Annotated in this window: 21 protein-coding genes; 9 read left to right on the top strand and 12 right to left on the bottom strand. The window is 59.5% G+C overall.

What is annotated here, in order from left to right:
* Positions 1–15 precede the first annotated feature (15 nt).
* Entirely contained in the window at positions 16–2484 is a 2469-nt protein-coding gene (locus tag ABIE60_RS11925) for an ABC transporter permease (protein WP_354469598.1), read from the bottom strand.
* Positions 2481–3176: an ABC transporter ATP-binding protein gene (locus tag ABIE60_RS11920; protein ID WP_354469597.1), complete on the bottom strand. Its 696-nt coding sequence runs from the start codon at positions 3174–3176 to the stop codon at positions 2481–2483. Before ABIE60_RS11920 ends, ABIE60_RS11925 begins: the two co-directional genes overlap by 4 nt.
* Between ABIE60_RS11920 and ABIE60_RS11915 the strand changes: the two genes are divergently transcribed.
* Entirely contained in the window at positions 3175–3792 is a 618-nt protein-coding gene (locus ABIE60_RS11915) for an arylesterase (protein ID WP_354469596.1), read from the top strand. The genes ABIE60_RS11920 and ABIE60_RS11915 overlap by 2 nt on opposite strands.
* On the opposite strand, the gene ABIE60_RS11910 is transcribed toward ABIE60_RS11915, so the two are convergent.
* From ABIE60_RS11910 to nudE, 3 genes are all read right to left on the bottom strand, one after another.
* Positions 3731–5446 (bottom strand): sensor histidine kinase, encoded by a 1716-nt coding sequence (locus ABIE60_RS11910; RefSeq protein ID WP_354469595.1) that lies wholly within the window; start codon positions 5444–5446, stop codon positions 3731–3733. The two genes, ABIE60_RS11915 and ABIE60_RS11910, sit on opposite strands and share 62 nt — an antisense overlap.
* Before the next feature lie 88 nt (positions 5447–5534).
* A complete protein-coding gene (locus ABIE60_RS11905; RefSeq protein WP_354469594.1) occupies positions 5535–6119 on the bottom strand; it encodes a Fe-Mn family superoxide dismutase in 585 nt (194 codons plus the stop codon).
* 216 nt (positions 6120–6335) lie between these two features.
* Positions 6336–6884, bottom strand: a complete 549-nt coding sequence (nudE, locus tag ABIE60_RS11900; protein WP_354469593.1) for an ADP compounds hydrolase NudE — start codon at positions 6882–6884, stop codon at positions 6336–6338.
* A 46-nt stretch (positions 6885–6930) separates the two neighbouring features.
* Between nudE and yrfG the strand changes: the two genes are divergently transcribed.
* Entirely contained in the window at positions 6931–7587 is a 657-nt protein-coding gene (gene yrfG / locus ABIE60_RS11895; protein WP_354469592.1) for a GMP/IMP nucleotidase, read from the top strand.
* Positions 7584–8009 (top strand): ribosome-associated heat shock protein Hsp15, encoded by a 426-nt coding sequence (gene hslR, locus ABIE60_RS11890; protein WP_354469591.1) that lies wholly within the window; start codon positions 7584–7586, stop codon positions 8007–8009. Before yrfG ends, hslR begins: the two co-directional genes overlap by 4 nt.
* Here the strand turns inward: hslR and ABIE60_RS11885 are convergent, their stop codons facing one another.
* Entirely contained in the window at positions 8010–8804 is a 795-nt protein-coding gene (locus ABIE60_RS11885) for a phosphatase PAP2 family protein (RefSeq protein WP_354469590.1), read from the bottom strand.
* Positions 8805–8899: 95 nt separating this feature from the next.
* On the opposite strand from ABIE60_RS11885, the gene hslO reads away from it, so the two are divergent.
* On the top strand, positions 8900–9775 hold the full coding sequence (hslO, locus tag ABIE60_RS11880) for an Hsp33 family molecular chaperone HslO (protein WP_354469589.1): 876 nt from the start codon (positions 8900–8902) through the stop codon (positions 9773–9775).
* 196 nt (positions 9776–9971) lie between these two features.
* Entirely contained in the window at positions 9972–11519 is a 1548-nt protein-coding gene (locus tag ABIE60_RS11875; protein WP_354469588.1) for a phosphoenolpyruvate carboxykinase, read from the top strand.
* 58 nt (positions 11520–11577) lie between these two features.
* Here the strand turns inward: ABIE60_RS11875 and ABIE60_RS11870 are convergent, their stop codons facing one another.
* Both ABIE60_RS11870 and ppx read right to left on the bottom strand, forming a co-directional pair.
* Positions 11578–12549, bottom strand: coding sequence for a hypothetical protein (locus ABIE60_RS11870; RefSeq protein ID WP_354469587.1), 972 nt, complete (start codon positions 12547–12549; stop codon positions 11578–11580).
* Positions 12549–14069 carry an exopolyphosphatase gene (gene ppx / locus ABIE60_RS11865; protein ID WP_354469586.1) on the bottom strand — a complete coding sequence of 507 codons (1521 nt, stop codon included), beginning with the start codon at positions 14067–14069 and terminating at the stop codon, positions 12549–12551. Before ppx ends, ABIE60_RS11870 begins: the two co-directional genes overlap by 1 nt.
* A 187-nt stretch (positions 14070–14256) precedes the next feature.
* On the opposite strand from ppx, the gene trxA reads away from it, so the two are divergent.
* The 4 genes from trxA (at position 14257) to ABIE60_RS11845 (ending at position 18477) form a co-directional block, all read left to right on the top strand.
* Entirely contained in the window at positions 14257–14583 is a 327-nt protein-coding gene (gene trxA, locus ABIE60_RS11860) for a thioredoxin TrxA (protein WP_091826310.1), read from the top strand.
* Between the two features lie 217 nt (positions 14584–14800).
* Positions 14801–16060, top strand: a complete 1260-nt coding sequence (gene rho / locus ABIE60_RS11855) for a transcription termination factor Rho (RefSeq protein ID WP_354469585.1) — start codon at positions 14801–14803, stop codon at positions 16058–16060.
* A gap of 154 nt (positions 16061–16214) precedes the next feature.
* Positions 16215–17696: a 4-hydroxy-3-polyprenylbenzoate decarboxylase gene (gene ubiD / locus ABIE60_RS11850; RefSeq protein ID WP_354469584.1), complete on the top strand. Its 1482-nt coding sequence runs from the start codon at positions 16215–16217 to the stop codon at positions 17694–17696.
* 43 nt (positions 17697–17739) lie between these two features.
* Positions 17740–18477 (top strand): NAD(P)H-flavin reductase, encoded by a 738-nt coding sequence (locus ABIE60_RS11845; RefSeq protein ID WP_354469583.1) that lies wholly within the window; start codon positions 17740–17742, stop codon positions 18475–18477.
* Between the two features lie 66 nt (positions 18478–18543).
* Here ABIE60_RS11845 and ABIE60_RS11840 read toward each other — a convergent pair whose 3' ends face one another.
* The 4 genes from ABIE60_RS11840 to hemC are packed head-to-tail and all read right to left on the bottom strand — an operon-like array spanning position 18544 to position 22811.
* On the bottom strand, positions 18544–19797 hold the full coding sequence (locus tag ABIE60_RS11840) for a heme biosynthesis HemY N-terminal domain-containing protein (protein ID WP_354469582.1): 1254 nt from the start codon (positions 19795–19797) through the stop codon (positions 18544–18546).
* Positions 19794–21080, bottom strand: a complete 1287-nt coding sequence (locus ABIE60_RS11835; RefSeq protein WP_354469581.1) for a uroporphyrinogen-III C-methyltransferase — start codon at positions 21078–21080, stop codon at positions 19794–19796. The genes ABIE60_RS11840 and ABIE60_RS11835 overlap by 4 nt, the downstream gene beginning before the upstream one ends.
* Before the next feature lie 17 nt (positions 21081–21097).
* Complete coding sequence (locus ABIE60_RS11830) at positions 21098–21880, bottom strand: uroporphyrinogen-III synthase (RefSeq protein ID WP_354469580.1); 783 nt, start codon at positions 21878–21880, stop codon at positions 21098–21100.
* Complete coding sequence (gene hemC, locus ABIE60_RS11825) at positions 21873–22811, bottom strand: hydroxymethylbilane synthase (RefSeq protein WP_354469579.1); 939 nt, start codon at positions 22809–22811, stop codon at positions 21873–21875. The genes ABIE60_RS11830 and hemC overlap by 8 nt, the downstream gene beginning before the upstream one ends.
* Between the last annotated feature and the right edge of the window lie 141 nt (positions 22812–22952).

Raw genomic sequence — 22952 nt, 5'->3', positions numbered from 1 at the left:
TATTGCTGCGCTCGGCTAACCGGAGCGCAGCAATCGGTAGCATTGGTCCAGCCGCAATGGTCGTCGAATCAGCAGCCCGATCAGTACGAACAGCAGTGCTGCCAGTGGTGGCAGGCTGAGCCAGAGCAGCGGATGCAGGCGCGGGTCGATCTGCAGCAGATACAGGTGCAGGCTGGCCAGCACGGCTTCGGCACTGATGCTGGCCAGCACGCCACACACCAGCCCGATCAGCAGGAACTCCAGCAGATCAAGTCGACGTGCCTGCTCTGCCGTAACACCCAGTGTTTGCAGCAGGGCAGATTCAAAGCGGCGTTGCTCCAGTGCCTGCAGCAGCGTGACGCCCAGCAGCAGAAGGCCACAGCCCAGGCTCAGCGCCAGTATAAGGGCTGAGCTGTCGGCCAGCCGCTTCAGCCATTGCGACAGCTGTGACAACAGTTGGTCAATATCGATCAGCGTCAGCGAGGGAAACTGCTGCAACAGCTGCCGCGAGACCTGCTGCCGCTCAGACGGCAGATGGAAGCTGGTGATCCATGTTGAAGGCGCGCCCTCAAGCGCACCCGGACTGAAAATGATGTAGAAATTGGGACGGAAGGAGGTCCAGACCACCTCGCGAATATTACTGATGCGCCCCTCTACCGGCACCCCGCCAACATCGAAACCGAGGCGGTCACCGATCTCAAGCCCCAGCTCCTGTGCCATCTCCCGCTCGATGGAGATCAGGGGCTCGGTGTTGTCAGCCGTCCACCACTCACCCGCCTGCAGTGGATTGTGTTCAGGGCGTTCAGTGCTCCAGCTCAGATTCAATTCGCGTCGCAGGGTGTTGTGCGACTGCTGTTCCTCGTTGAGCTGGGGTTGAACCGGCGCGCCGTTCAATTCAGTGAAGCGGCCGCGAATCATCGGGTAAAGCTCGGTTTCCAGCGACTGTTCAGCCAAGAATTGGTCCAGCGCCTCCTTTTCCCAGGGCTGAATATTGATCACGAAATAGTTGGGCGTGTCGCTGGGGAACTGCGCCTGCCACTGCTGCAGCAGATCGGAGCGGCTGATCCAGATGACGCTGAGCAGAGTGAGCAGCATAACGACCACGGCGGCCTGCAGCCGGTGCCACTGACGCTGCTGGCGCAGACGCATCAACAACAGACGTCCCAAAAGCAGGCGTCGAGCGAGCGGTTTGGCGCTGGCGATCAGTGCCCATTGTGCCAGCCAGCCGAACAGTGCACCCCCAATCAGCAGAAACAGCAGCAGGCTGAGTGCCGCTGCCGGTGCCTGCAGGAACGTCAACAGGGTGATGATCAGCAGCAGGGCAGAACATCCCTGCAGCAGTATGGCGGTTCGATCCCGTGGGGGCGGGTCACCCCGCAAAAGGTGAGCAACCGGAATGCGCGCCAGTTGCAGAATGGGGGGCAGGCCGAGCAGTACCAGCAGTGCCAGCCCCAGTACCGGGCCGGTCAGCCAGCGCAGCCATCCGGCTGCGGGCAGTGATTGCGGCAGCAGGTCGGTCAGCCACTGATATACGGCGGCCTGTAACAGGTAGCCGGTAACAAAACCGAGAATGGCAGTTACGGCCCAGGCCATCAGCAGCTGATAAAGGTAGAGCCGAACCAGCTGACCCGGTTTCAGCCCCAGATTCAGCAGCAGGGCGCTGCGAGTATGCTGACCGAGCGCGAAGCGTCGCAGCGCCAGCACAATGGTCATGGCGGAAAGCAACAGGGCGATCAGGGCCGTGAGTTTGAGGTAACGCAGTGCAGTGCCCAGTGCATTGCCGGTCAGGGGCTGGTCGGCCTGCAGTGCATGCAGGCGCTCGTGGTCGGCAAGGGTCGGTCGCAGCTGTTGCTCAAGCTGGCGTATCCGTTCGCTGTTGCCGGCGATCAGCAGGCGGTAGTCGGCACGGCTGCCCTCTGCCAGTACGCCGCTTGCCTCGAGGTCGGCGTGGTTGACCAGAATATGAGGGCTGAAGCTGCGAAAGCCCGAGCCCCGATCCGGTGAGGCCAACAGCCGGTGTGTGAGCGTCAGTTTTGCATAGCCGAATTCAAGTGGGTCGCCCGGCTCAAGTCCCAGTTGGGTCATGACACGGGGCTCGGCCCAGGCCTCGCCAGGTCCGGGAATGGCGTCCTGCCCGGCAGGCTCAGTGACCAGTTCGCCACGCAGGGGGTAGGGTGACTTCAGTACGCGTACTGAAACCAGCATCAACTCGTCGCCCTGCCCCACCATGCTGGGAAACTGGATCACCTGTGTGTGGCGAGTGTCAGACAGGTCAATCTGCTCCAGCCGTTCGGGGGTAATCGGACGGCTGCTGCTCAGCACAAGATCGGCTCCCAGCAGGGCAGCGCTTTCGCGCAACAGGCCACGCTCAAGCCGGTCACCCAGTACCGCGAGCAGCGTTGTCAGTGCAATGGCAACCCAGGTGGCCAACAGTAGGGCACGCCATTCGGTGGTGCGCAGCTGGGTACGTAGCTGGCGCTGGGCCAGCCGGGGCAGCAGGCTCATTCGGTCACCTCTTCCAGTCGACCGGCGTGCAGGTGCAGGCGACGGCGGCAGCGCCGTGCCAGCTCAAGGTCATGCGTGATCAGGATCAACGTGGTCCCCTGGCTGGCGTTGAGAGTGAACAGCTGTTCGATGATCTGGTGCCCTGTCTCGTCATCCAGATTGCCGGTGGGCTCATCCGCAAACAGCACGCTGGGACGGGTCGCAAATGCACGCGCGATCGCCACGCGCTGTTGCTCACCGCCGGACAGTTGCGACGGATAATGATCCATGCGAGCGCCGAGCCCTACCTCTTGCAGCCAGTGGCGGGCCTGCTGTTCGGCATCTGCAGCACCCTGAATCTCCAGTGGCAGACGCACATTGTCGAGGGCGTCCAGTTCCGGCAGCAGATGAAAGGACTGGAATATAAAGCTCAGATGACGCAGTCTGATATCAGCTCGTGCGGGGTCGTCCAGCTGGTCCAGCGGCTGACCGGCGAACAGTACGTGGCCGGAAGTCGGGGTATCGAGGCCGGCCAGCAGGCTCAACAGGGTCGACTTTCCCGCCCCCGAACGACCGATGATAGCCAGGCTTTCACCGGCCTCCACACTCAGGCTGAGGCCGGTAAACAGCTCGACCTTTCCTGCTTGTGTATTGAAACTTTTTGCGACATCGTGAGCCTCAATAATCGGTTTACCACTGTCGAGGTGCTGCATGCGTTATTTTGTCTCTTGTCTGCTGTTGCTGTTTGTTTGGGTCACTCCACTGCAGGCGAAAACCCTGCTGGTGGTTGGGGACAGCCTGTCGGCAGCCTACGGCATGCCTCAGAGCGAAGGCTGGGTCAGCCTGCTGGAGCAGGAACTGAAACAGCGTGACAGTCACCGGCGGGTGATCAATGCCAGTATCAGTGGCGAAACCAGCAGCGGCGGGCTGAGTCGGCTGCCCCGGCTGCTGCAGGATTACCGTCCGGATCTGGTACTGCTGGAGCTGGGTGCCAATGATGGCCTGCGTGGTACGCCATTGCGCATACTGGAACAGAATCTGCGCCAGATGATAGAGCTCAGCCAGGCGGCGGATGCACGGGTGCTCCTTATCGGCATACGCCTGCCCCCTAACTATGGACCTCAATATACAGAAAGGTTCTATCAAATCTATCAGCAGTTGGCTGAAGAGTATGGCCTGCCTCTGGTGCCCTTCCTGCTGGAAAGTGTGGCACAGGACCCACGACTGATGCAGCGTGATGGCCTGCACCCCAACAGGGATGCACAGCCTATCCTGCTGCAGACGGTGTGGAAGCGGTTGGCGCCACTGCTGCAGCCAGAGGAATCCTGAGCCGTAGCCGGGTGCCGCCGCCCGGCTGACTGTCGATGATTAGTTCTCCTCCCAGTGCCTTGGCGCGAGCCTGCATGCCGAGTACGCCGAAACGCCCCTTGCGGCTGATGATGGCCGTGTCGAAACCACAGCCGTTGTCGCTGACGTCCAGCTCCAGCCGGTCGCTTGGCTCGTCGGCATCAGTGCGCTGCAGCCGGATCTGAGCCTCGGTACAGCCGGCATGACGCTGGATGTTGGTCAGTGCCTCCTGAATCATGCGGTAGAGATTGATGTTAAGCCGCTCTTCCATATCGTTGAGAGCGCCTTTGAGCGTCAACTCCAGCTGAACCCCCTGTCGCTCCAGGTGCTGGCTGCGAACCAACTCGCGTACAGCGTCTACCAGTCCCAGGTCATCCAGCAGGGTCGGGCGCAGTGCGCGCATCAGGTCATAGGTAACATCGTAAATATGACGTGCGATGGCGTCTATGCTTTCGGCGTGGTGGTTAACGCTGTCCCCACTGTCGGGGTGATCCTGCAGCAGCATGCGTGCATCGGTGCGGATCGCGGTCAGACACTGACCCAGTTCATCGTGCAGTTCCTGGGCAAGGTGGCGCCGTTCCCGTTCCTGAATATCCAGAATGCGGTGGGTAAGGCGCTGGTTCTCCTGCAGCTGCTGCTGTAGCTCTTCCGAATGGGTCTGCAGGTGTTGTTTGAGGCGCTGAATTTCAAGTTTTTCAAGGTGGCTGGTGGCGGCGGCCTGGCGCTGGCGCAGCCAGGCGTAGAACAGCAGGCTGCCACTGGTGTTGAGAACCAGGGTAATCAGTACCAGCCCCCAGCTGAAGTCGGACAGTCGCACTGGATATTCAAGCAGCAGATCGAGCTGCAGCCGGCTGTTGCCCACGGCCTGTTGTCGCGGCAGGTAAAACAGTACCGATTCAGAGGCGGTATTCTGCCACAGGGTCTGGGTGCCGCTCTGCGGCAGTGTCAGGCTAACACGGCTTCCCTGCGGCAGTATCTCTGTGTCGAGCAGGTCACGTCCGCGCAGAGCTGCCGACAACAGAAGGGACGGGTCTTGCGGCAGAGCCAGAAAGGCAGCAATCAGCGGTTCGCCCCGGCCCTGATTGAATACATCCGAATAGGCGACCTGTTGTCGGTTGTGAGCGGTGGTGATGGCGGCCTTGAGGGCGGGGATAAGGCTCAGGTCTGTGCCCAGGGGTGGCAGGTCTTCCTGTCCTGCCGGCAGCGCAAGGATAACGGGCTGATAGATGGCTACCCCTGAGGTTTCAGTATTGGCGGGAGTAATGGCACTGAGGCCGTGCAGCAGAAAGTCGGGGTGCTGCAATCGCATCTGGCGTTCAAGGGCCGAGATTTCATCTTCCGTGACCCGTTGTTGCAGATGGACACGGTGGATGGCTGGGGAGAGTGGCAGGACCTCTTCCAAAGCCTGTGACAGGCTGCTCAGATTGTGGCTGCCTCGGGCTGTCAGGGTGGCCATGTGGTGCAGCAGTTGCTCTGTTTTGTTCAGGCGCTGGTTCAGGCGCTGCTCGAGGCTTGTGAGCAGGGCGCCTTGGTGTCTGCTCAGACCGCTCAGGTCGAGCTGAACCAACAGGCCGAGCAGCATCAGCGTCAGCAGTATCCAGAGCAACAGGGCTGTAAGCTTGTGGGATCCGAGCATCAGTCAGGGGTCCTTTCCCGAACGAAAAACGCTGACAGTATAAACAGAAAAGGCGCCCGCAGGCGCCCTTTCGAAACAGCATTGATGATCAGCCGTTGTAGTTTTCGTTGACGAAATCCCAGTTGACCAGTGCCCAGAAACCTTTCAGGTATTCAGGACGCAGGTTGCGGTAGTCGATGTAGTAGGCGTGCTCCCACAGGTCAACTGTCAGCAGGGCCGTCTGGCCATCGGTCATGGGGGTGCCGGCGTTGCTGGTGTTGACGATGTCCAGCGTGCCGTCTGCATTTTTCACCAGCCAGGTCCAGCTGGAACCGAAGTTGTTCACCGCCTTGTCATTGAACGCTTCCTGGAACTTCTCGAAAGTGCCCCATTTCACAGCGATGGCATCGGCGATATCACCGGTCGGTGCACCACCACCGTTTGGAGACAGGCAGTGCCAGTAGAAGGTGTGGTTCCACACCTGAGCCGCGTTGTTGAAGATGCCGCCAGCCGGAGCAGTCTTGATGATCTCTTCCAGAGACTTGCCTTCAAACTCGGTTCCCGGTACCAGGCCGTTCAGCTTCACAACGTAGGTGTTGTGATGCTTGCCGTGGTGGTATTCCAGAGTCTCGGCAGAGATGTGCGGTTCCAGTGCATCTTTTGCGTACGGCAGTGCAGGCAGTTCGAAGCTCATAGTAATCACCTTGTTTATTGAGACAGGTTCAGCATAAAACCGATTGTTGTTGGTGAGGTTGGGCCATACAGGGGCCGAACCTCTTTGGTGTCCTGATGATAGCACCGAAAAGGCGTCTTATCATGGCACAGTTTGTAGCAGTATTATGAGGAGCAGGCGGGCAGCGCCGACTGCTCCTCAATGGGTATGTTGAGGCGCGAGGGGAAAATACAAGGTCTATTTGATGCGGGACAGGCGCTGTTGTACCAGACAGAGGGCAGCGATCGCACGGCCTTCGGAGAACTCCGTGTGCTCGAACAGTTCCGGCAGTTGCGACATGGGCCAGGGCACCAGCTCCAGCGGCTCGGGCTCGTCACCCTCCAGTTTGTTGGAGTACAGATCGCGTGCCAGAATTACCTCAAGCCGATGCCCCATATAGTTGGGTGCTGCCGTAAGCTGGCGTACATGGCTCAGCTCGCGCGCGCCGAAGCCGGCTTCTTCCTGCAGTTCGCGATTGGCGGCAGTCAGTGCATCTTCACCGGGGTCGATCAGCCCCTTGGGCAGCGTCAGCACATAATCTTCAAGCCCCGCGGCATACTCGCGAATCAGCAGCACTTCATCGTGCTCATTGATGGCGACAATCATCACTGCCCCGTGACCCCCGGTTCTGAGCCGTTCATAGTGCCGCTCGACACCGTTGCTGAAACGAAGCTGCATGCTTTCAATATGAAACAGCCGGCTGCTGGCCACTTTGGTTAACTTCAAAATCTCGGGCTTGGCGGTCATACTGATATCCGAAAACTGTTATTACCTGTCAGAGTGTTCCCTGATTATGCTTGATTGGCAAGCCATAGATACCGTGCTGCTGGATATGGACGGCACCCTGCTCGACCTGCACTTCGATTCCCACTTCTGGCTCGACCTGGTGCCTGAACGCTATGCACAAAAACAGGGGCTGGCGCTTGAGAGTGCCCGTCAATGGCTGCATGAGCGTATTCAACAGGAGCAGGGCTCGCTCAGCTGGTACTGTCTGGACTACTGGACCGAGCAGCTGGACCTGCCGATTGCTCAGCTGAAACGCGACATCATGGACCGAATCGGCTTTCGCCCCGGCGCCGAAGCGTTTCTGCAGGCGTTGCGCCGGAGTGGGCGGCGTACCGTGATTGCAACCAATGCGCATCGTGACAGCCTGGCCCTCAAAATCGAGGTGACCGGTATCGATCAGCAGGTTGATCTGGTGATCTGCTCACACGATTTTGGCTATCCCAAGGAAGAGCAGGCGTTCTGGCAAGCGCTGCAGGAGGTGGAGCCGTTCAATCCGTCGCGAACGCTGCTGGTTGATGACAGCCTGGCGGTGCTGGCATCCGCGCGGCGCTATGGCATCGCCCATCTGCTGTCGATCACCCAACCGGATCTGCAGCAGCCGGCGCGGCAAATTACTGATTTCGATGCAACCAATGACTTCAGCGAGGTAATAGCAGCGCTATGAGCCATCATTACAAGGAGGAGCTGCAACGCGAAAAGGCCGAGCAGGCGCACAAAGGCGTGCGGCTGGACAAGTGGCTCTGGGCCGCCCGCTTTTACAAGACCCGAGCGCTGGCCAAGGACATGATCGAGGGTGGCAAGGTGCATTACGATGGGCAGCGCAGCAAGTGCAGCAAGCATGTCGAGATCGGCGCCCTGATTCGCCTGCGGCAGGGAAATGACGAAAAAACGGTCGAAGTGCTGGCGCTGTCGGATCAGCGCCGCGGTGCCGCCGAGGCACAAAAGCTGTATCGAGAAACCGAGGACAGCATCCGCGCCCGCGAACAGCGGACGCTGGAGCGCAAGACTCAGGGCAGTGCGCCGGAGCAGCGGCCAAACAAGAAAAGCCGGCGTGAGCTGCTGCGGATCAAGGGCAGCTGGGATTGATCAGTCGCCCGGGTTAAAGAAGGGCAGTCTTCCCAGCAGTGGAATGCGACCGGCCAGACGATACAGGGGCGACAGCCCCATCAACAGCCACCGGTTGAGCCAGCCGGCAACCGGTGTGGCCCAGGCCCATGCAAGGGTGGTCAGCGCCAGGCACATGCCCCCAACAGCCGCATCGGTAAACCAGTGTGCGCCGCCGAACAGACGCGGCAACATCAGGAAAAGACCGACCAAAACAACGGCCACTGACGCCAGTGTTGGGCGGGCAAACAGCAGAAATCCTATCCAGACCAGCAGCACGCTGGCGTGGTCACCCGGGAAGCTTGTGTTCGCGCGGTCCTTGGCCGGAATGTCGGGCAGGTGGTCACTGAACCTGTAGCTTGGCTCCAGTTGCAGTGAAGGGCTGTCGCCACTGAGGCCGCTCTGTTTAGCATAATCTGAAAGCAGCTCGCGCATGGGTAACATCAACAGCATCAACAGCAGAAAGCCGGTAAACGCCGCTTGTAGTTGATTACGCTTAAGCCCACCCAGCCCCGGAAACACCAGAAACAGCAGCATCACAACCGCCGACAGGGCATCAACCTCGCGGGTGTTCATCCAGGCCCAGAAACTGGCCCAGGATTCGCTGTGGAACAGGGAGCCGTTGAGGGTAAAAAATACCGTCTGATCCAGGCTGCGCCAGATTTCATGACCGGTCTCGCTGGCAAAGCTCAGCAGTAGCAGGACGGCTGCCAGCTGCATCGAAATGAACGCCAGCGGTCGCCAACGAGTGGAAAAGACAGGTTCCGGGGTGATCATCAGCGGTCCATTCAGCTAGAATTACGAAACCACTATTCTAGCAACACCGCTCGACCGACTCACGCGGTACGAGCAGAAATCTCCGGGAATCCTGCATGAGCAACCCAGATCAGATCCAGCGCATTCTGTTCGAACAGATCGATGTCCGCGGCGTGGTCGCCGGACTTGAAGCCAGCTACCGGGAAGTGCTGGCGCGGCACGACTACCCGCCGGTGCTGCAGCGGACACTGGGCGAGATGCTGGCGGCAGTCAGCATGCTCAGCGCAACGCTGAAGTTTGAAGGTCGTCTGCTGTTGCAGGCTGAAGGGGAGGGGCAGGTCAAGGTGCTGATGGCCGAGTGCAACCAGCATCAGGATCTGCGCGCCATCGCCCGCTATGATGGAGAGATGGCCGATGATCTGAGTTTTGATCAATTGCTGCAGAACGGTCGTATCGCCTTGACGATCGAGCCGGATAAAGGCCAGCGCTATCAGGGAGTCGTTCCGCTTGAGGGTGAGACACTGGCCCAGTGTCTGCAGGCCTATTTCGAGCAGTCAGAACAGTTGGGCACCTCGATTCAGTTGGCCGCTGACGGGCAGCGCGCCGCCGGTCTGATGCTGCAGGTGATGCCGGCCGAGGGGCGTGGAGATGAGGACTGGAACCGGGTCAGCATGCTGGCGTCTACGCTTAAGGATGAAGAGCTGCTTCAGCTGGACAACGAAGCGTTGCTGTTCCGCCTGTTCCATGAAGAGGTGTGTCGGCTGTATGAGCCTCAGCCGCTTCGATTTCGCTGCGACTGCTCACGCGAGCGCAGCGCCGAGGCGCTGAAATTCATGACCGAACAGGAATTGCTGGAGATTCTCAAGGAGCAGAATGGCATCATTGATGTGGGCTGTCAGTTCTGCAACCAGACCTATAATTTCGATGAAACTGACATCCGAGCGTTGTTCAGCGAGCCGGGCTACCTCGACAAGGATGGCAGAATGCACTGAATAATCAGTGGGTTGGGAAGGAGGCGATGAGGGCTGGAAGTATTTCAAATGAGAATGATTCCGGCAGTCCCATCCCGGCGGATTTTGTGCAATAATACGGCCCCAAAAATAACAACCCGAGCTGCGTTAACCGGAACGCAGTTGCCCTTATTTGCTTTCAGGTAATTGTTTGGCGAACAGCCAAGGGAATCCAGTAATGACCAAAGAAACCGTCACTAGCGTACACGTGAATCTGACCCCGGCTGAGCTGGTCGAGCGTGCGATTCAGCGTAACGAAGGCGTCCTCGCGGACACCGGCGCACTGGTTGTCACCACCGGTCAGCGCACAGGTCGCTCACCGATGGATCGCTTCATCGTCGAAGAGCCGAGCACGTCTGACGTGATCGAGTGGGGCAATATCAACCGTCCTTTCAATGCCGACAAGTTCGACGCTCTCTGGACCCGGGTTGAAGAGTATCTGACTGACAAGGAACATTTTGTCTCTCATGTGCACGTAGGGGCTGATCACAGTCATTACCTGCCGGTCAAAATGACCACTGAAACTGCATGGCAAAATCTTTTTGGTCTCAACCTGTTCATCCGTCCGCATGAATACAACCCGAAGAGCAAGGAAGAATGGCAGATCCTGAACGTTGCGGGCTTCCAGTGTGAACCTGAGCGCGATGGCACCAACTCCGACGGCTGCGTGATCCTCAACTTCGCCAAGCGCAAGGTGCTGATTGCCGGCATGCGCTACGCCGGTGAAATGAAGAAGGCGATGTTCTCCGTGCAGAACTTCCTGCTGCCGGAAAAAGACGTGTTGCCGATGCACTGCTCTGCCAACATTGGTGAAGATGGCTCCACCACCCTGTTCTTTGGTCTGTCCGGTACCGGCAAGACCACCCTGTCCGCCGACCCTGAGCGCTACCTGATCGGTGATGACGAACATGGCTGGGGCAAGGGTGTGGTGTTCAATCTGGAGGGTGGCTGCTACGCCAAGACCATCAACCTGAGCAAGAAGAACGAGCCGATCATCTGGGATGCCATTCGCTTCGGTGCCATCGTCGAGAACGTGGTACTGGACGGCAGTCGCAAGGCTGACTACAACGATGTTTCCCTGACCGAAAACGGTCGTTGTGCCTACCCGCTGGATCACGTCGACAAGCGTTCCGCCACCAATATGGGTGACGAGCCGGACTCCATCGTGTTCCTGACCTGTGACCTGACCGGTGTACTGCCGCCCGTATCCGTGCTGAGCAAGGAAGCGGCTGCATATCACTTCCTGTCCGGTTACACCGCCCTGGTAGGCTCAACCGAAATGGGTTCGGGTGGTGGCATCAAGTCCACCTTCTCGACCTGCTTCGGCGCGCCTTTCTTCCCGCGTGCTGCGCATGTGTACGCCGAACTGTTGATGAAGCGTATCGAAGAGTACGGCTCTCGCGTCTATCTTGTGAATACCGGCTGGACCGGCGGCTCCTACGGTACCGGTGAGCGTTTCAGTATTCCGACCACCCGTGCCATCATTAGTGCGATCCAGAGCGGTGCGCTGAAGGATTGCGAAACCGTGCAGCTGGACGGCATCAATCTGGCGGTACCGACAGCGGTTCCGGGTGTTGACGGCAAGCTGCTTAACCCGCGTGATACCTGGGCCGACCCGGCTGCCTATGACGCGGCGGCCGCCGATCTGGCCAAGCAGTTCGTCAATAACTTCACCAAGTTTGATGGCGTATCCGCCGAGATTCTGGCGGCTGGCCCCAAGGCCTGAAGCCGGACCTGATCGAGCACGGAACGCCCCGCCTGTCGGGGCGTTCTTGTATCCGGGGCTAGCGTTCAGTGGTCGGCACGACAGAACGTACCAGTAGTTTCTGCCAATGCGGGTGTTTCAGGGTGCGGCTCAGCAGGGCGATGGCCAGCAGGGCAAACCCCAGCCGAGCCCAGAAAATGCCGGACAGATCGGCCCCGATCAGCATGACCAGCAGGGTGTCTTCGATCAGGCTGTGACACAGGCCGAGCAGACTGATGGCGGCAAAAATATCCGCCGGTGCGATGTCGCCTCGCTCGGCTTCACGAATCAGCAGTCCCCCGCCGTAGGCCAGACCCAGAGTCATGCCAATCAGAGTGATCGACAGAGCGCCGGGCGCGATGCCGATCAGTTTCAGTAACGGTCGCAGCAACCATTCCAGCAGACGCTCGATGCCGAGCAGACGCAACAGGCGCAGTGCGGTCAGCAGCAGTACGATTACCCCCGCAGTCCATGCCAGTGTTTTCAATTGGCCCAATGTCCACCCGAGCAGGCCTGGGTCTTCCGGTTGAGGTACCCAGGGGACGCGATTGACGGCCTGCAGGGCTTCACTGTGCTGATAGAACTGGTGCAGCAGCACGGCCAGAACAATGCCGCCACCGATACGCAGCAGCAGTTGTGGAATGACACGGCAGCCCGCTTTCTGTGCCACGCGAATCTCAACCGGAAGGTTGTGAGCGCTGAGCAGCAGGGTACCAAGAATGGTAGCTTGAGCGATGCTCCAGTGCTCAGTGCCAGTGGTGGAAAAGAAGATGATAACGCCGGTGTAGATGTTGGTCAGCATGGCGCTGGCCCAGATCAGACCCGCCTCAGGCGGCAGTCCCATCCAGCCCATCAGGGGGGCAAACAGCTGACCCAGCAGCTCGGCAGCCCCCAGCTCGGTCAGCAGCTTAACGATTAGAATGGCCGGAATCATCACTCTGAACAGGGTCAGAATCACCTTGTAGCTGTCAGTCAGAATCTCCCTGACCGAGCGCAGCAGGGTCCGGTACATCAGCTGATCTTGAGCTTGAAGTCAATATTGCGCAGGTAGCCGGCCTCCTGTTCCAGATCGGCACGGGTCAGCGGATGCTGGTCCAGCCAGCCGGTTGGCAGCGTCAGCTCGATCCTGTGTCCGTCCACGTTAAGGCTGAAAGCGGGCAGGCGTGCCTTGCTGCGGCTGCGGTGCAGCAATACCGCCAGCCGCAGCAGCAGGCAGAGGTGGCGGCAGGGTGCCTTCAGCGCCGGTGGCAGGTTGCGAAATTCTTCCTTGGGGAACTTGCGCCGGTGGCCACGCACCAGAAATGCAAGCTGTTGCTGTTCGGGGCGCGTGAAGCCGGGCAGATCAGAGTGCTGCAGCAGGTAGGCGCTGTGCTTGTGAAACTGACTGTGGGCCACGGCCAATCCGATTTCGTGGGTTCTGGCCGCCCAGCTCAGCAGCTCCCGGTACTCGATATCCTGCAGCTTCCAGGCGTCTCTTGCCTGTTCAAGGGCGGCGAGAGCCGTCGCTTCAACCCGAGCCGCCTGGCGTCTGTCCACATGATAGCGCCGGGCAAGGGCGTTGATGGTCCGCTCACGCACATCCTCATGGCGCAGTCGGCCTGCCATGTCATACAGAAGGCCTTCGCGCAGGGCACCTTCCGAAAAACTCATGCTCTCAACGCCCAGTGACTCGAAGATGGCACTGAGGATGGCAATGCCGGCAGGCAGAACGGCACAGCGCTCGGGCTTGATGCCATCGATCTGGATGCGGTCAACATGACCAGCGCCGATCAGGTGATCACTGAGCTGTTTCAGGCCGGCGGCACCGATCTGTTCGCTGCTCAGGCCGAGTGAGATGCAGGCCTGACGGGCGGCCTTGACAGTGCCGGATGCGCCGACGCTGCTGCTCCAGCCGAGGCGGCGATAGTCTCGCCGGATCGACAGCAGCTCCTGCAGCGCTGCGGTGCGTGCTTCCTGCATGGAGGCGGCCGAGATGTCGCCGTTGGCGAAGAAAAGGTCGGTATAGCTGACGCATCCCATCTGCAGACTTTCACACAGACGTGGCTCAAAGCGGGAGCCGATAATGAACTCGGTACTGCCGCCGCCAATGTCCACCACCAGCCGGCGGCCGGCATCATCCGCCAGTGTGTGTGAAACCCCCAGATAAATCAGACGGGCCTCCTCACGACCGGCGATGACTTCAACCGGTATGCCCAACAGGGCTTCGGCTCGAGCTATAAAATCATCACTGTTGCGGGCTTCGCGCAGGGCGTTGGTGCCAACCACCCGGATCGACTGCCGGGGCAGATCCGCCACCCGCTGAGCGAAGCGGCTCAGACACTCGAGCCCCCGTGCCATTGCGGCTTCGGTCAGGCAGCCTTCGGCGTCGAGTCCGGCGGCCAGCTGCACCTTCTCCGACAGTACGTCCAGCGTGCTCAGCTCACCGGCAAAGACGCGGGCAACGATGATGTGAAAACTGTTGGAACCGAGATCGATGGCGGCCAGCAGAGAGGTGTCGGCGGTCGTCACGGCGGCCGTGTCCTGTGCGTACATCAGCGATTATCCCCAATTTACAGCGGTCAAGAGTGCAAAAATACCGGTTAACGGGGGGCGGATGCTACCCTTTTATGATGACAGACGTACTGCAGGCCGCACCGGACAGAATGTGGCAGGAGCGGGTAGCAGGTGTTATCATCCTGCCAATGTCTTAAACGCACCTGGTGCACTGGAGAATCGATCCATGAGTGAAAATATCGTCAATGTGACTGACGCCTCCTTCGAAGAAGATGTTCTCAAGGCTGAAGGCGCTGTACTGGTAGATTACTGGGCCGAGTGGTGCGGACCCTGCAAGATGATCGCCCCGGTGCTGGAAGAGATTGCCAAGGAATATGCCGGCAAGCTGAAGGTTTGCAAGTTGAACATCGACGAAAACAACGAAACGCCGCCCAAGTTCGGTATTCGTGGCATTCCGACCCTGATGCTGTTCAAGGGCGGTAATGTGGAAGCCACAAAGGTCGGTGCGCTGTCCAAGTCTCAGCTGGCGGCTTTTATTGACGCCAACCTCTGAGCCTGACAGGGTGGAAACACGCCGGCTGCTGAGCGGTCGCGTTTTTCCACCAGCTTCTGCTGGACAGGTCCTGCTTTACCTTTTATAGTGGTTCCACATACCGGCCCGGCGATCCATTGCCTGGGTGTCACAAGTAAGACCTTAACCTTATTTCTTCCGACTAACCATCCGGTTTCCATCCGTAACCAGCCGACTCTGGGCTGCTTCTCTGAATACTATGAATCTTACCGAACTCAAACTAAAAAGCGTTCCGGAACTTCTGGATATCGCCATCGAAATGGGCCTCGACAACATGGCCCGCTCCCGCAAACAGGACGTGATCTTCGCTATTCTGAAGAAACATGCCAAAAGCGGAGAGGACATCTACGGTGACGGTGTGCTGGAGATCCTGCAGGACGGCTTCGGCTTCCTGCGCTCAGCTGATTCTTCCTACCTTGCCGGCCCTGACGACATCTATGTTTCTCCCAGTCAGATCCGCCGTTTCAACCTGCGTACCGGTGATACCATCTCGGGCAAGATCCGCCCGCCCAAGGATGGAGAGCGCTACTTCGCGCTGCTGAAGGTCAACGAGATCAACTATGACCGCCCGGAAAACGCGAAAAACAAGATCCTGTTCGAGAACCTGACGCCACTGTTTGCACAGCAACGCATGCGCATGGAGATCGGCAACGGCAGCACCGAAGATCTGACGGCGCGTGTAATCGATCTGGTGTGCCCCATGGGCAAGGGTCAGCGTGCCTTGATCGTGTCACCGCCCAAGGCCGGTAAGACGCTGATGCTGCAGAACATTGCCAACAGCATCACCCGCAACAACCCCGAATGTTACATGATCGTGCTGCTGATCGACGAGCGTCCAGAGGAAGTCACCGACATGCAGCGCACCGTGCGCGGCGAAGTGGTTGCTTCCACCTTCGACGAACCGCCGTCACGCCACGTACAGGTTGCCGAAATGGTGCTGGAAAAGGCCAAGCGCCTGACCGAGCACAAGAAGGACGTGGTGATCCTGCTCGACTCCATCACCCGTCTGGCGCGTGCCTACAACACCGTGATTCCGTCTTCCGGCAAGGTGCTGACCGGTGGTGTTGATGCCCATGCCCTTGAGCGCCCCAAGCGCTTCTTCGGTGCGGCACGTAACATCGAAGAGGGCGGCAGCCTGACCATCATCGCCACCGCGCTGGTCGACACCGGCTCCAAGATGGACGAAGTGATCTTCGAGGAGTTCAAGGGTACCGGTAACTCGGAAGTACACCTTGATCGCAAGATCGCCGAGAAGCGAGTCTTCCCGGCGATCAATATTCGCCGTTCAGGTACTCGTCGCGAAGATCTGCTGACCACCGAAGAAGAGCTGCAGCGGATGTGGATTCTGCGCAAACTGCTGGACCCGATGGATGACTCTGCCGCCACCGAGTTCGTGATCGACAAGCTGAAGGACTTCAAGACCAACGACGAGTTCTTCCTGTCGATGAAGCGCAAGTAAGTCGGTCCCGCCTGCTGGTGTGAACCAAAACGACCGAATCAGGGTAAGCTAACCACTTACCCTTTTTTTATGTACAGGACGTACGGTATGCCGCGGGTGCAGGGACGCACAGGAGCGGCCATGTACCAGTCGTATACTTTGGACGGGCGATCCCATGTCGACACCCAAATACAAGGACCTGCGTGACTTCATCAAGATGCTGGAAGCACGTGGCGAACTCAAGCGTATCCGGATGCCGGTGGACCCGGTGCTGGAGATGACCGAAATCTGCGACCGTACCCTCAAGGCTGGTGGCCCCGCGCTGCTGTTTGAAAACCCCAAGGGCTACGACATGCCGGTGTTGGGCAACCTGTTCGGCACTCCCGAACGGGTGGCGCTCGGCATGGGTGAAGAATCCGTGGCGGCCCTGCGAGAGGTCGGCAAGACGCTGGCCCAGTTGAAGGAGCCGGAGCCGCCCCGTGGCATGAAAGACGCCTGGGACAAGCTGCCGTTGTATCGGCAGGTGCTCAATATGGGGCCGAAAAAGGTGCGCAATGCCCCCTGTCAGGAGCTGGTGCTTGAAGGTGACGAGGTCGATCTGTATCGCCTGCCGATCCAGACCTGCTGGCCCGGTGATGCAGGTCCCCTGGTGACCTGGCCGTTGGTGATTACACGCGGACCGGACAAGCCGCGCCAGAATCTGGGCATCTACCGCCAACAGCTGATTGGCCGCAACAAGCTGATCATGCGCTGGCTGGCCCACCGCGGGGGCGCACTGGATTTCCGTGAATGGAAACTGGCGCACCCGGGGGAAAAATTCCCGGTAGCGGTGGCGCTGGGGGCTGACCCCGCGACCATCCTCGGAGCCGTGACCCCGGTACCGGACACCCTGTCGGAGTATGCCTTTGCCGGTCTTCTGCGTGGCGGCAAAACCGAAGTCATTCAGTGTATCGGCAGTGATCTTCAGGTGCCGGCCAGTGCCGAAATCATTCTGGAAGGCTATATCGATCCAGAGGAGCTGGCGGACGAAGGTCCATTCGGTGACCATACCGGCTATTACAATGAGGTGGATCGTTTCCCGGTGTTTACCGTGGAGCGTATTACGCGGCGCAAGGATGCCATCTATCACAGTACCTACACCGGACGCCCGCCGGATGAGCCGGCGATTCTGGGTGTCGCGCTGAATGAAGTATTCGTGCCGATCCTGCAGAAGCAGTTTCCCGAAATTGTGGACTTCTATCTGCCGCCGGAAGGCTGCTCCTATCGCATGGCCGTCGTCACCATCAAGAAACAGTACCCGGGTCACGCCAAGCGGATCATGCTTGGGGTCTGGTCGTTCCTGCGCCAGTTCATGTACACAAAGTTTGTCATCGTCTGTGATGACGACATCAATGCCCGCGACTGGAACGATGTGATCTGGGCGATCACCACCCGCATGGATCCGCAGCGGGATACCGTGATGATCGACAACACCCCGATCGACTATCTCGATTTCGCCTCGCCTGTGTCGGGGCTGGGGTCAAAGATGGGACTTGATGCGACCAACAAGTGGGAGGGAGAAACCAGCCGCGAGTGGGGCGAGCCGATCAGGATGGACCCGGCCGTGAAACAGCGGGTGGACGAGATCTGGGATCAGCTGGGTATTCTCGACAACTGATACCGGCAGACGGCCAAAGCTGTCTGCAGCAAGGAGTTATGTTTTGGAAACAAGAGTGTGTGATGTAACAGGGTTTGAAGCTCTGAATCAGGATGTGTTTCGGGTCAGGCTGCGGCTGACCTCGGTGGACCCGGAGTCAATGCATTATCGTGCCGGCCAGTATCTGGATATCCTGCTGCCGGAAGGCAAGAAGGCATCCTTTTCCATCGCTTCGGCGCCGGATCAGGGGCGTGATCTTGAATTGCATATACGTCAGGTACCGGGCAGTGAATTCAATGCCATGATTCTCAGCTACCTGCAGGCCAGCCCATCCGTTGAGATCGAGCTGCCCAAGGGTGATGTGAACCTGAGCATGGCTGAAGTCAGGCCTGAAACACGGTTTGTGTTTGCCGCTGCCAGCACCGGTTTTGCCCAGATCAAGAGTATGGTCGAACATCTGCTGGCCAATCAGGTGGGCAACCGGATCGATATTTACTGGGGTGCGCGCGTGGAAGCCGATCTCTATCTGGAAAAGCTGCCACAGCAATGGGCGCATGAACATGCCAATGTGCATTTTGTGCCGGTGGTGAGCGAACCCGAAACCAGCCCGGGCTGGACCGGGCGTACCGGGCTTATGCCGGATGCCATCGCCGAGGATCTGGACAGTATCGAGGATCTGGCGGTATACGCCTGTGGTTCTCCCGGTATGGTATATGCCTTGCTGGATCGACTGACGGAAAAAGGGCTGGCCGAGGATCGGATTCACTCTGACGTGTTTGCCTGGGCGCCGCGACCGGCCTAGGCCTTTCCGTTGCCAGTCATATGAAAACGCCCGGCAAAAGCCGGGCGTTTCCGTTTGGGGAAAGGCTCAATGGCTCTCGCTGTTCGGTGCCGGCAAAGGCAGTACCGGCAGAGAGCTGTCGAGCTGTTGCAGCTCGCGTGTCATCATGTCGAGTGCGCGCCTGTCTTCACCCAGGTGATGCAGCAGGCGGTACAGCTCCTTGAAGGTTTCCGCATCGGGGCGCAGCTCGAGACTGCGCTCAAAGTGGCTGATCGCCTTGCCCCAGTGTGCGTTACGCATGCACAGACGCCCGAGGGTCAGCTCCAGATCGGCGCTGTCGGCGTGTTGCTTGAGCCAGCCTCTGGCAACATTCAGTTGCTTTTCGGCATTTTCACCCTGAATGCGTCCGTACAGCCTGACCAGGTATTCGTCCCACTTGCGCTTGATCAAGTCACGCAGCACTTTTTCGGCTTCCACTTCGGCCCCGATCTCGATCATCAGATCGGTATATCGGCTGACCAGTACCGGATTGCGCAGCAGTGGCTGTGGAATGGACTGCCAGCTGCGGCTGAGGCTGCGCAGGCGCTCCTGTGCATCGGCGCTGTCCGGCAGGCTGGAGATGCTGTATTCGAGCTGGTGCAGGTGGCATTGCAGCTCAAGCTGTTCCAGCTCGTCGTCTTTCATCGCCTGCAGTCGCCTGAGCTCCGGCAGCAGCTCGGTAAGGCCTTTCCAGTCCTCCAGCTTCAGATAGGTTTCCTTGAGCAGTCGGATGACATGGGTATGTTTGGGAGCCTGACGTCGCAGGTGGAGCAGCGTGGCCAGGCAGGGCTCCAGTTGACCACGCTCCAGCTGCATTTCCGCCTGAGTGATACCGATCGCGACCTCGGCCTCGGGTGTTGACTGGCGGGCGCGATTGAGCAGGTCATCGGATGATTTGCTGTCGCCCTGTTCGTGGGCTGCACGGGCCGCCGCAAGATAGTTGATGACTGGCAAGTCGGAGCGCTGTGCCGCCTGGGTCAGGTAGCGCTGTGCCTTCCACCAGCTGCCCTCGGACAGCGCCACAAGCCCTTTCAGGGTTTTGCTGCGCGCCAGGCGGTGGTTGCGGTCACTGCGCCAGCTGCGCAGGCGGTCGCCCGGCAGGCGAATGTTATGGACCAGGTTGAACAGCCAGTGCAGCAGCGCAAAGCCGATCACCAGTATCAGCAGCAATACCCAAAGGCTGGTCTCGACCGTAGTCTGCTGGTATGACAGCAGTACATAACCGGGATCCTGCACCATCAGCTGGCCGACCCAGGCACCGGCCACCAGCAGGATCAGCAGAATAATAAACAGCTTTTTCATCTGTCCTGCCCTCCCTCACGCAATTGCTGCATGCGGCCAAGATAGTCCTTGAGGCTGGTCAGAGAACCGGAGATGTCCGGCAGCTGAGGTGCCACGTTTACTTCGGACAGTTCAGCCAGCCCTGTCAGCAGGGCAACGGTGGTGGCATCCTTCGGGTCGAAGTGGGTGGCGATCCAGTCCTGCGCCTTGCTCAGGCTGCTGTCGAAAGCCTGTTGCTTGCGCTGCAGCAAAGCCATCTGGGCCTGTTCCAGCATCAGATGCAGGTTCTGCTGCAGGAAGAAGGTTTGCTCCGGTGACATCAGCGGCTTGATCGGCTGATCATGGTGTTGAATCACGATCAGCTGCTCAAACTTGTTCGCCGCCTTGTTCCAGCTGGCCTTGAAACCGTCGCCCCAGGACTGCTTCACGCTTTCGGGGGTAATCTCTTCCAGCATCTGTGGCAGTTCACGTCGCTCGCTCACGGGCACTACGCGCAGGTTGTCCACCTGACGGTTGAGTGCGCCCAGCCGCAGGAATACCCCCTCGGTATCCAGTCTGGGTACCGCCTCCAGTGCTGCAATGTCAGCGGCCAGCGCCTTGCGTACATCGTAGATGGTGACGTCATCGGTTTCGCTGAGAATGGTGTCGGCCGATTTCAGCAGGGTCAACGCGCCATTCGGCGTCTGCTCCATCAATACGCGCTGATTGGCCAGTCGCAACAGGTATTCCACCTCGGCCAGCAGCCAGTCTTTGCGGCTGAGTTCACGGCTCGCCGTGACCTGCTGGATACTGCGGGTCAGTCGATCCTGCAGCTCGGCGATATTCTGTGTTTCGGCTTCCGAGCGGGCCTGCAGTTGTCCCAGCTGCTGATTGACACTGCTGACCGTCTGAGCCACTTCGGCCCGACCATTGGCCAGTGCAGTTTCAACCTGTTGGCTGAGGCGCTCCTGCAGCTGGCTGTTCTGTTGTTTCAGCTGCCAGCCTTCCCAAACCAGATAGCCTCCGCCGCCGAGGGTTATAATCGACAGCACCAGTGCCAGCTTGCCGGGCCAGGTTGCGCCACAGCGTTTTTCACCTCCAGCCTTAGGCTTGCGGGGGGGCTGTTTGGCAGGTTTGTCGGCAGAAGCACTGGAAGCAGCGTTCGTGCTCTGACTGCCTTCCGGTTTTGCTGTGTCGGTGCCGGTGTCAGCGGCCGATTTGCCGGTGTCCGCAGCAGAGGAGTCCTGTGGCTTGCTGCTGGACTCATCGTGTGTGTCAGCGGGTGTATGGGTTGGTTCAGATGAATTGTCGCGGGTTTCTTTCATGCCGGTGGTTCCGATTGTCAGGCGGGTAGCAGTGCATCGACCATACTGCGGTCGTCTGGTCCCTGTGCTACCCGGATTCGGGTGAATCCCAGCGAACGGGCCAGCTCGGCAAGGCGGGCACTGGGAACGATGATCCGGATTTCGGTCAGACTTGCATGGGTGCTTCCGCTCAATGTGAGCAGGTTCCGCAAGGCTTGACCACTGGTAATGAGGATAGCCGATAACGGCTGTGCATAAATAGTACTTTGGATAATGCCGGGTGAATGGGCTGGACAGGCGCGTCGATAGATATGGGCATAGTCGACCCGGGCGCCCCGCTGGCGCAGGGTGTCGGCCAGCAGATCTCGCCCCCCTTCGGCACGCATGATCAGAAAGCGCTGCTCGGCCACGGACTGCATGGAGGGGTCGGCCAGCAGCGTTTCGGAGTCGAAGCCCCCCTCGGCATGCCAGGCATCAATGCCGAGCTGCTCCAGGGTGTCGCAGGTCTGTTGGCCGATACCGATCCAGCGCACGCCAAGCGGCAGCTGCGGCCAGTACTGGTCGATCCAGTCGGCCCCGAAGCGTGCGGCATTGGGGCTGACGAAAATGACGCCGGCATACAGATCAAGATCCAGAATACAGCGTTTGCATTGCTGATAGTCGGCACCGTCCTCTTGCCCGGTGGGCACGATTTCCAGCAGCGGCAGGCTGACGGGCTCGGCTCCGAGTCTGCGCAGACACTCGGCCTGCCCTGCGGCCTGATGAGCAGGGCGGGTCACCAGCACGCGCTGCCCACGCAGAGGCTGCATCTGTTCAGCCACGCTCCTTGTACACCTCGGCCAGAATCTTGTCGGCACCGGCGGCCAGCAGGCGGTCGGCCAGTGTGATACCCATCGCCTCGGCCTGCTCGCGCGGGCCGCGGATTTCATCGCGCAGTACCTTGCTGCCATCCGGGCGACCCACCAGCCCGCGCAGGTAGATCTCTTCGTTATCATGCTCCAGCGTGGCATAGCAGCCGATCGGCACCTGACAACCGCCCTCAAGTCGACGGTTAAGGGCGCGCTCAGCCAGTACGCGATCAGCAGTGTCGGTGTGATGCAGCGGCTGCAGCAGCTTGATCAGCTCGGCATCATCGTTGCGGCACTCAATGCCGACGGCCCCCTGGCCCCCTGCGGGCAGACTCTCTTCCGGTGACATTTCGTGGCGGATGCGATCCTGCAGCTTCAGCCTCAGCAGGCCGGCGGTGGCCAGAATGATGGCGTCATACTCGCCTGCATCCAGCTTGGACAAACGCGTCTGAACATTGCCCCGCAGGAAATGCACTTCAAGGTCCGGGCGGCGCTCACGAATCTGGACTTCGCGGCGCAGGGAAGAGGTGCCCACGATGGCGCCTTTCGGCAAGGCATCCAGGTTGTCATACTGGTTACTGACAAAGGCGTCTGTGGGTTGCTCACGCACACAGATTACCGGCAGTCCCAGTCCTTGCGGAAACTCCATCGGCACATCCTTCATGGAGTGCACGGCGATGTCGGCGCGGTTCTCCAGCAGGGCGTTTTCCAGCTCCTTGACGAACAATCCCTTGCCGCCGATCTTGGCCAGAGGGGTGTCGAGAATCTTGTCACCGCGGGATTCAATCTTGAGCAGTTCGATATGGATGCCGGGGTGGTGGAGCTCCAGCTCCGCCTTGACGTATTCAGCCTGCCAGAGTGCCAGCAGGCTGCGGCGGGTGGCGATGCGGATCGTGCGGGACATGAAACTCTCCTTATTCTGGCGACAGCGCGGCGCGCTGAAAATAACGCTGATTGTAACAGATCGCTTGAGTACGGGGCCAAGTGCGCGTTCAGGCAAGACTGGCATGGGCGCGGGTTGCTATAATCGGGCCATATTCATTCA

The organism is Marinobacterium sp. MBR-109 (assembly GCF_040547565.1).
In the GTDB taxonomy this organism is placed as follows: domain Bacteria; phylum Pseudomonadota; class Gammaproteobacteria; order Pseudomonadales; family Balneatricaceae; genus Marinobacterium.
The sequence above is the reverse complement of the archived record's forward strand: the minus strand, read 5'-3'. Positions and strand labels throughout refer to the sequence as shown.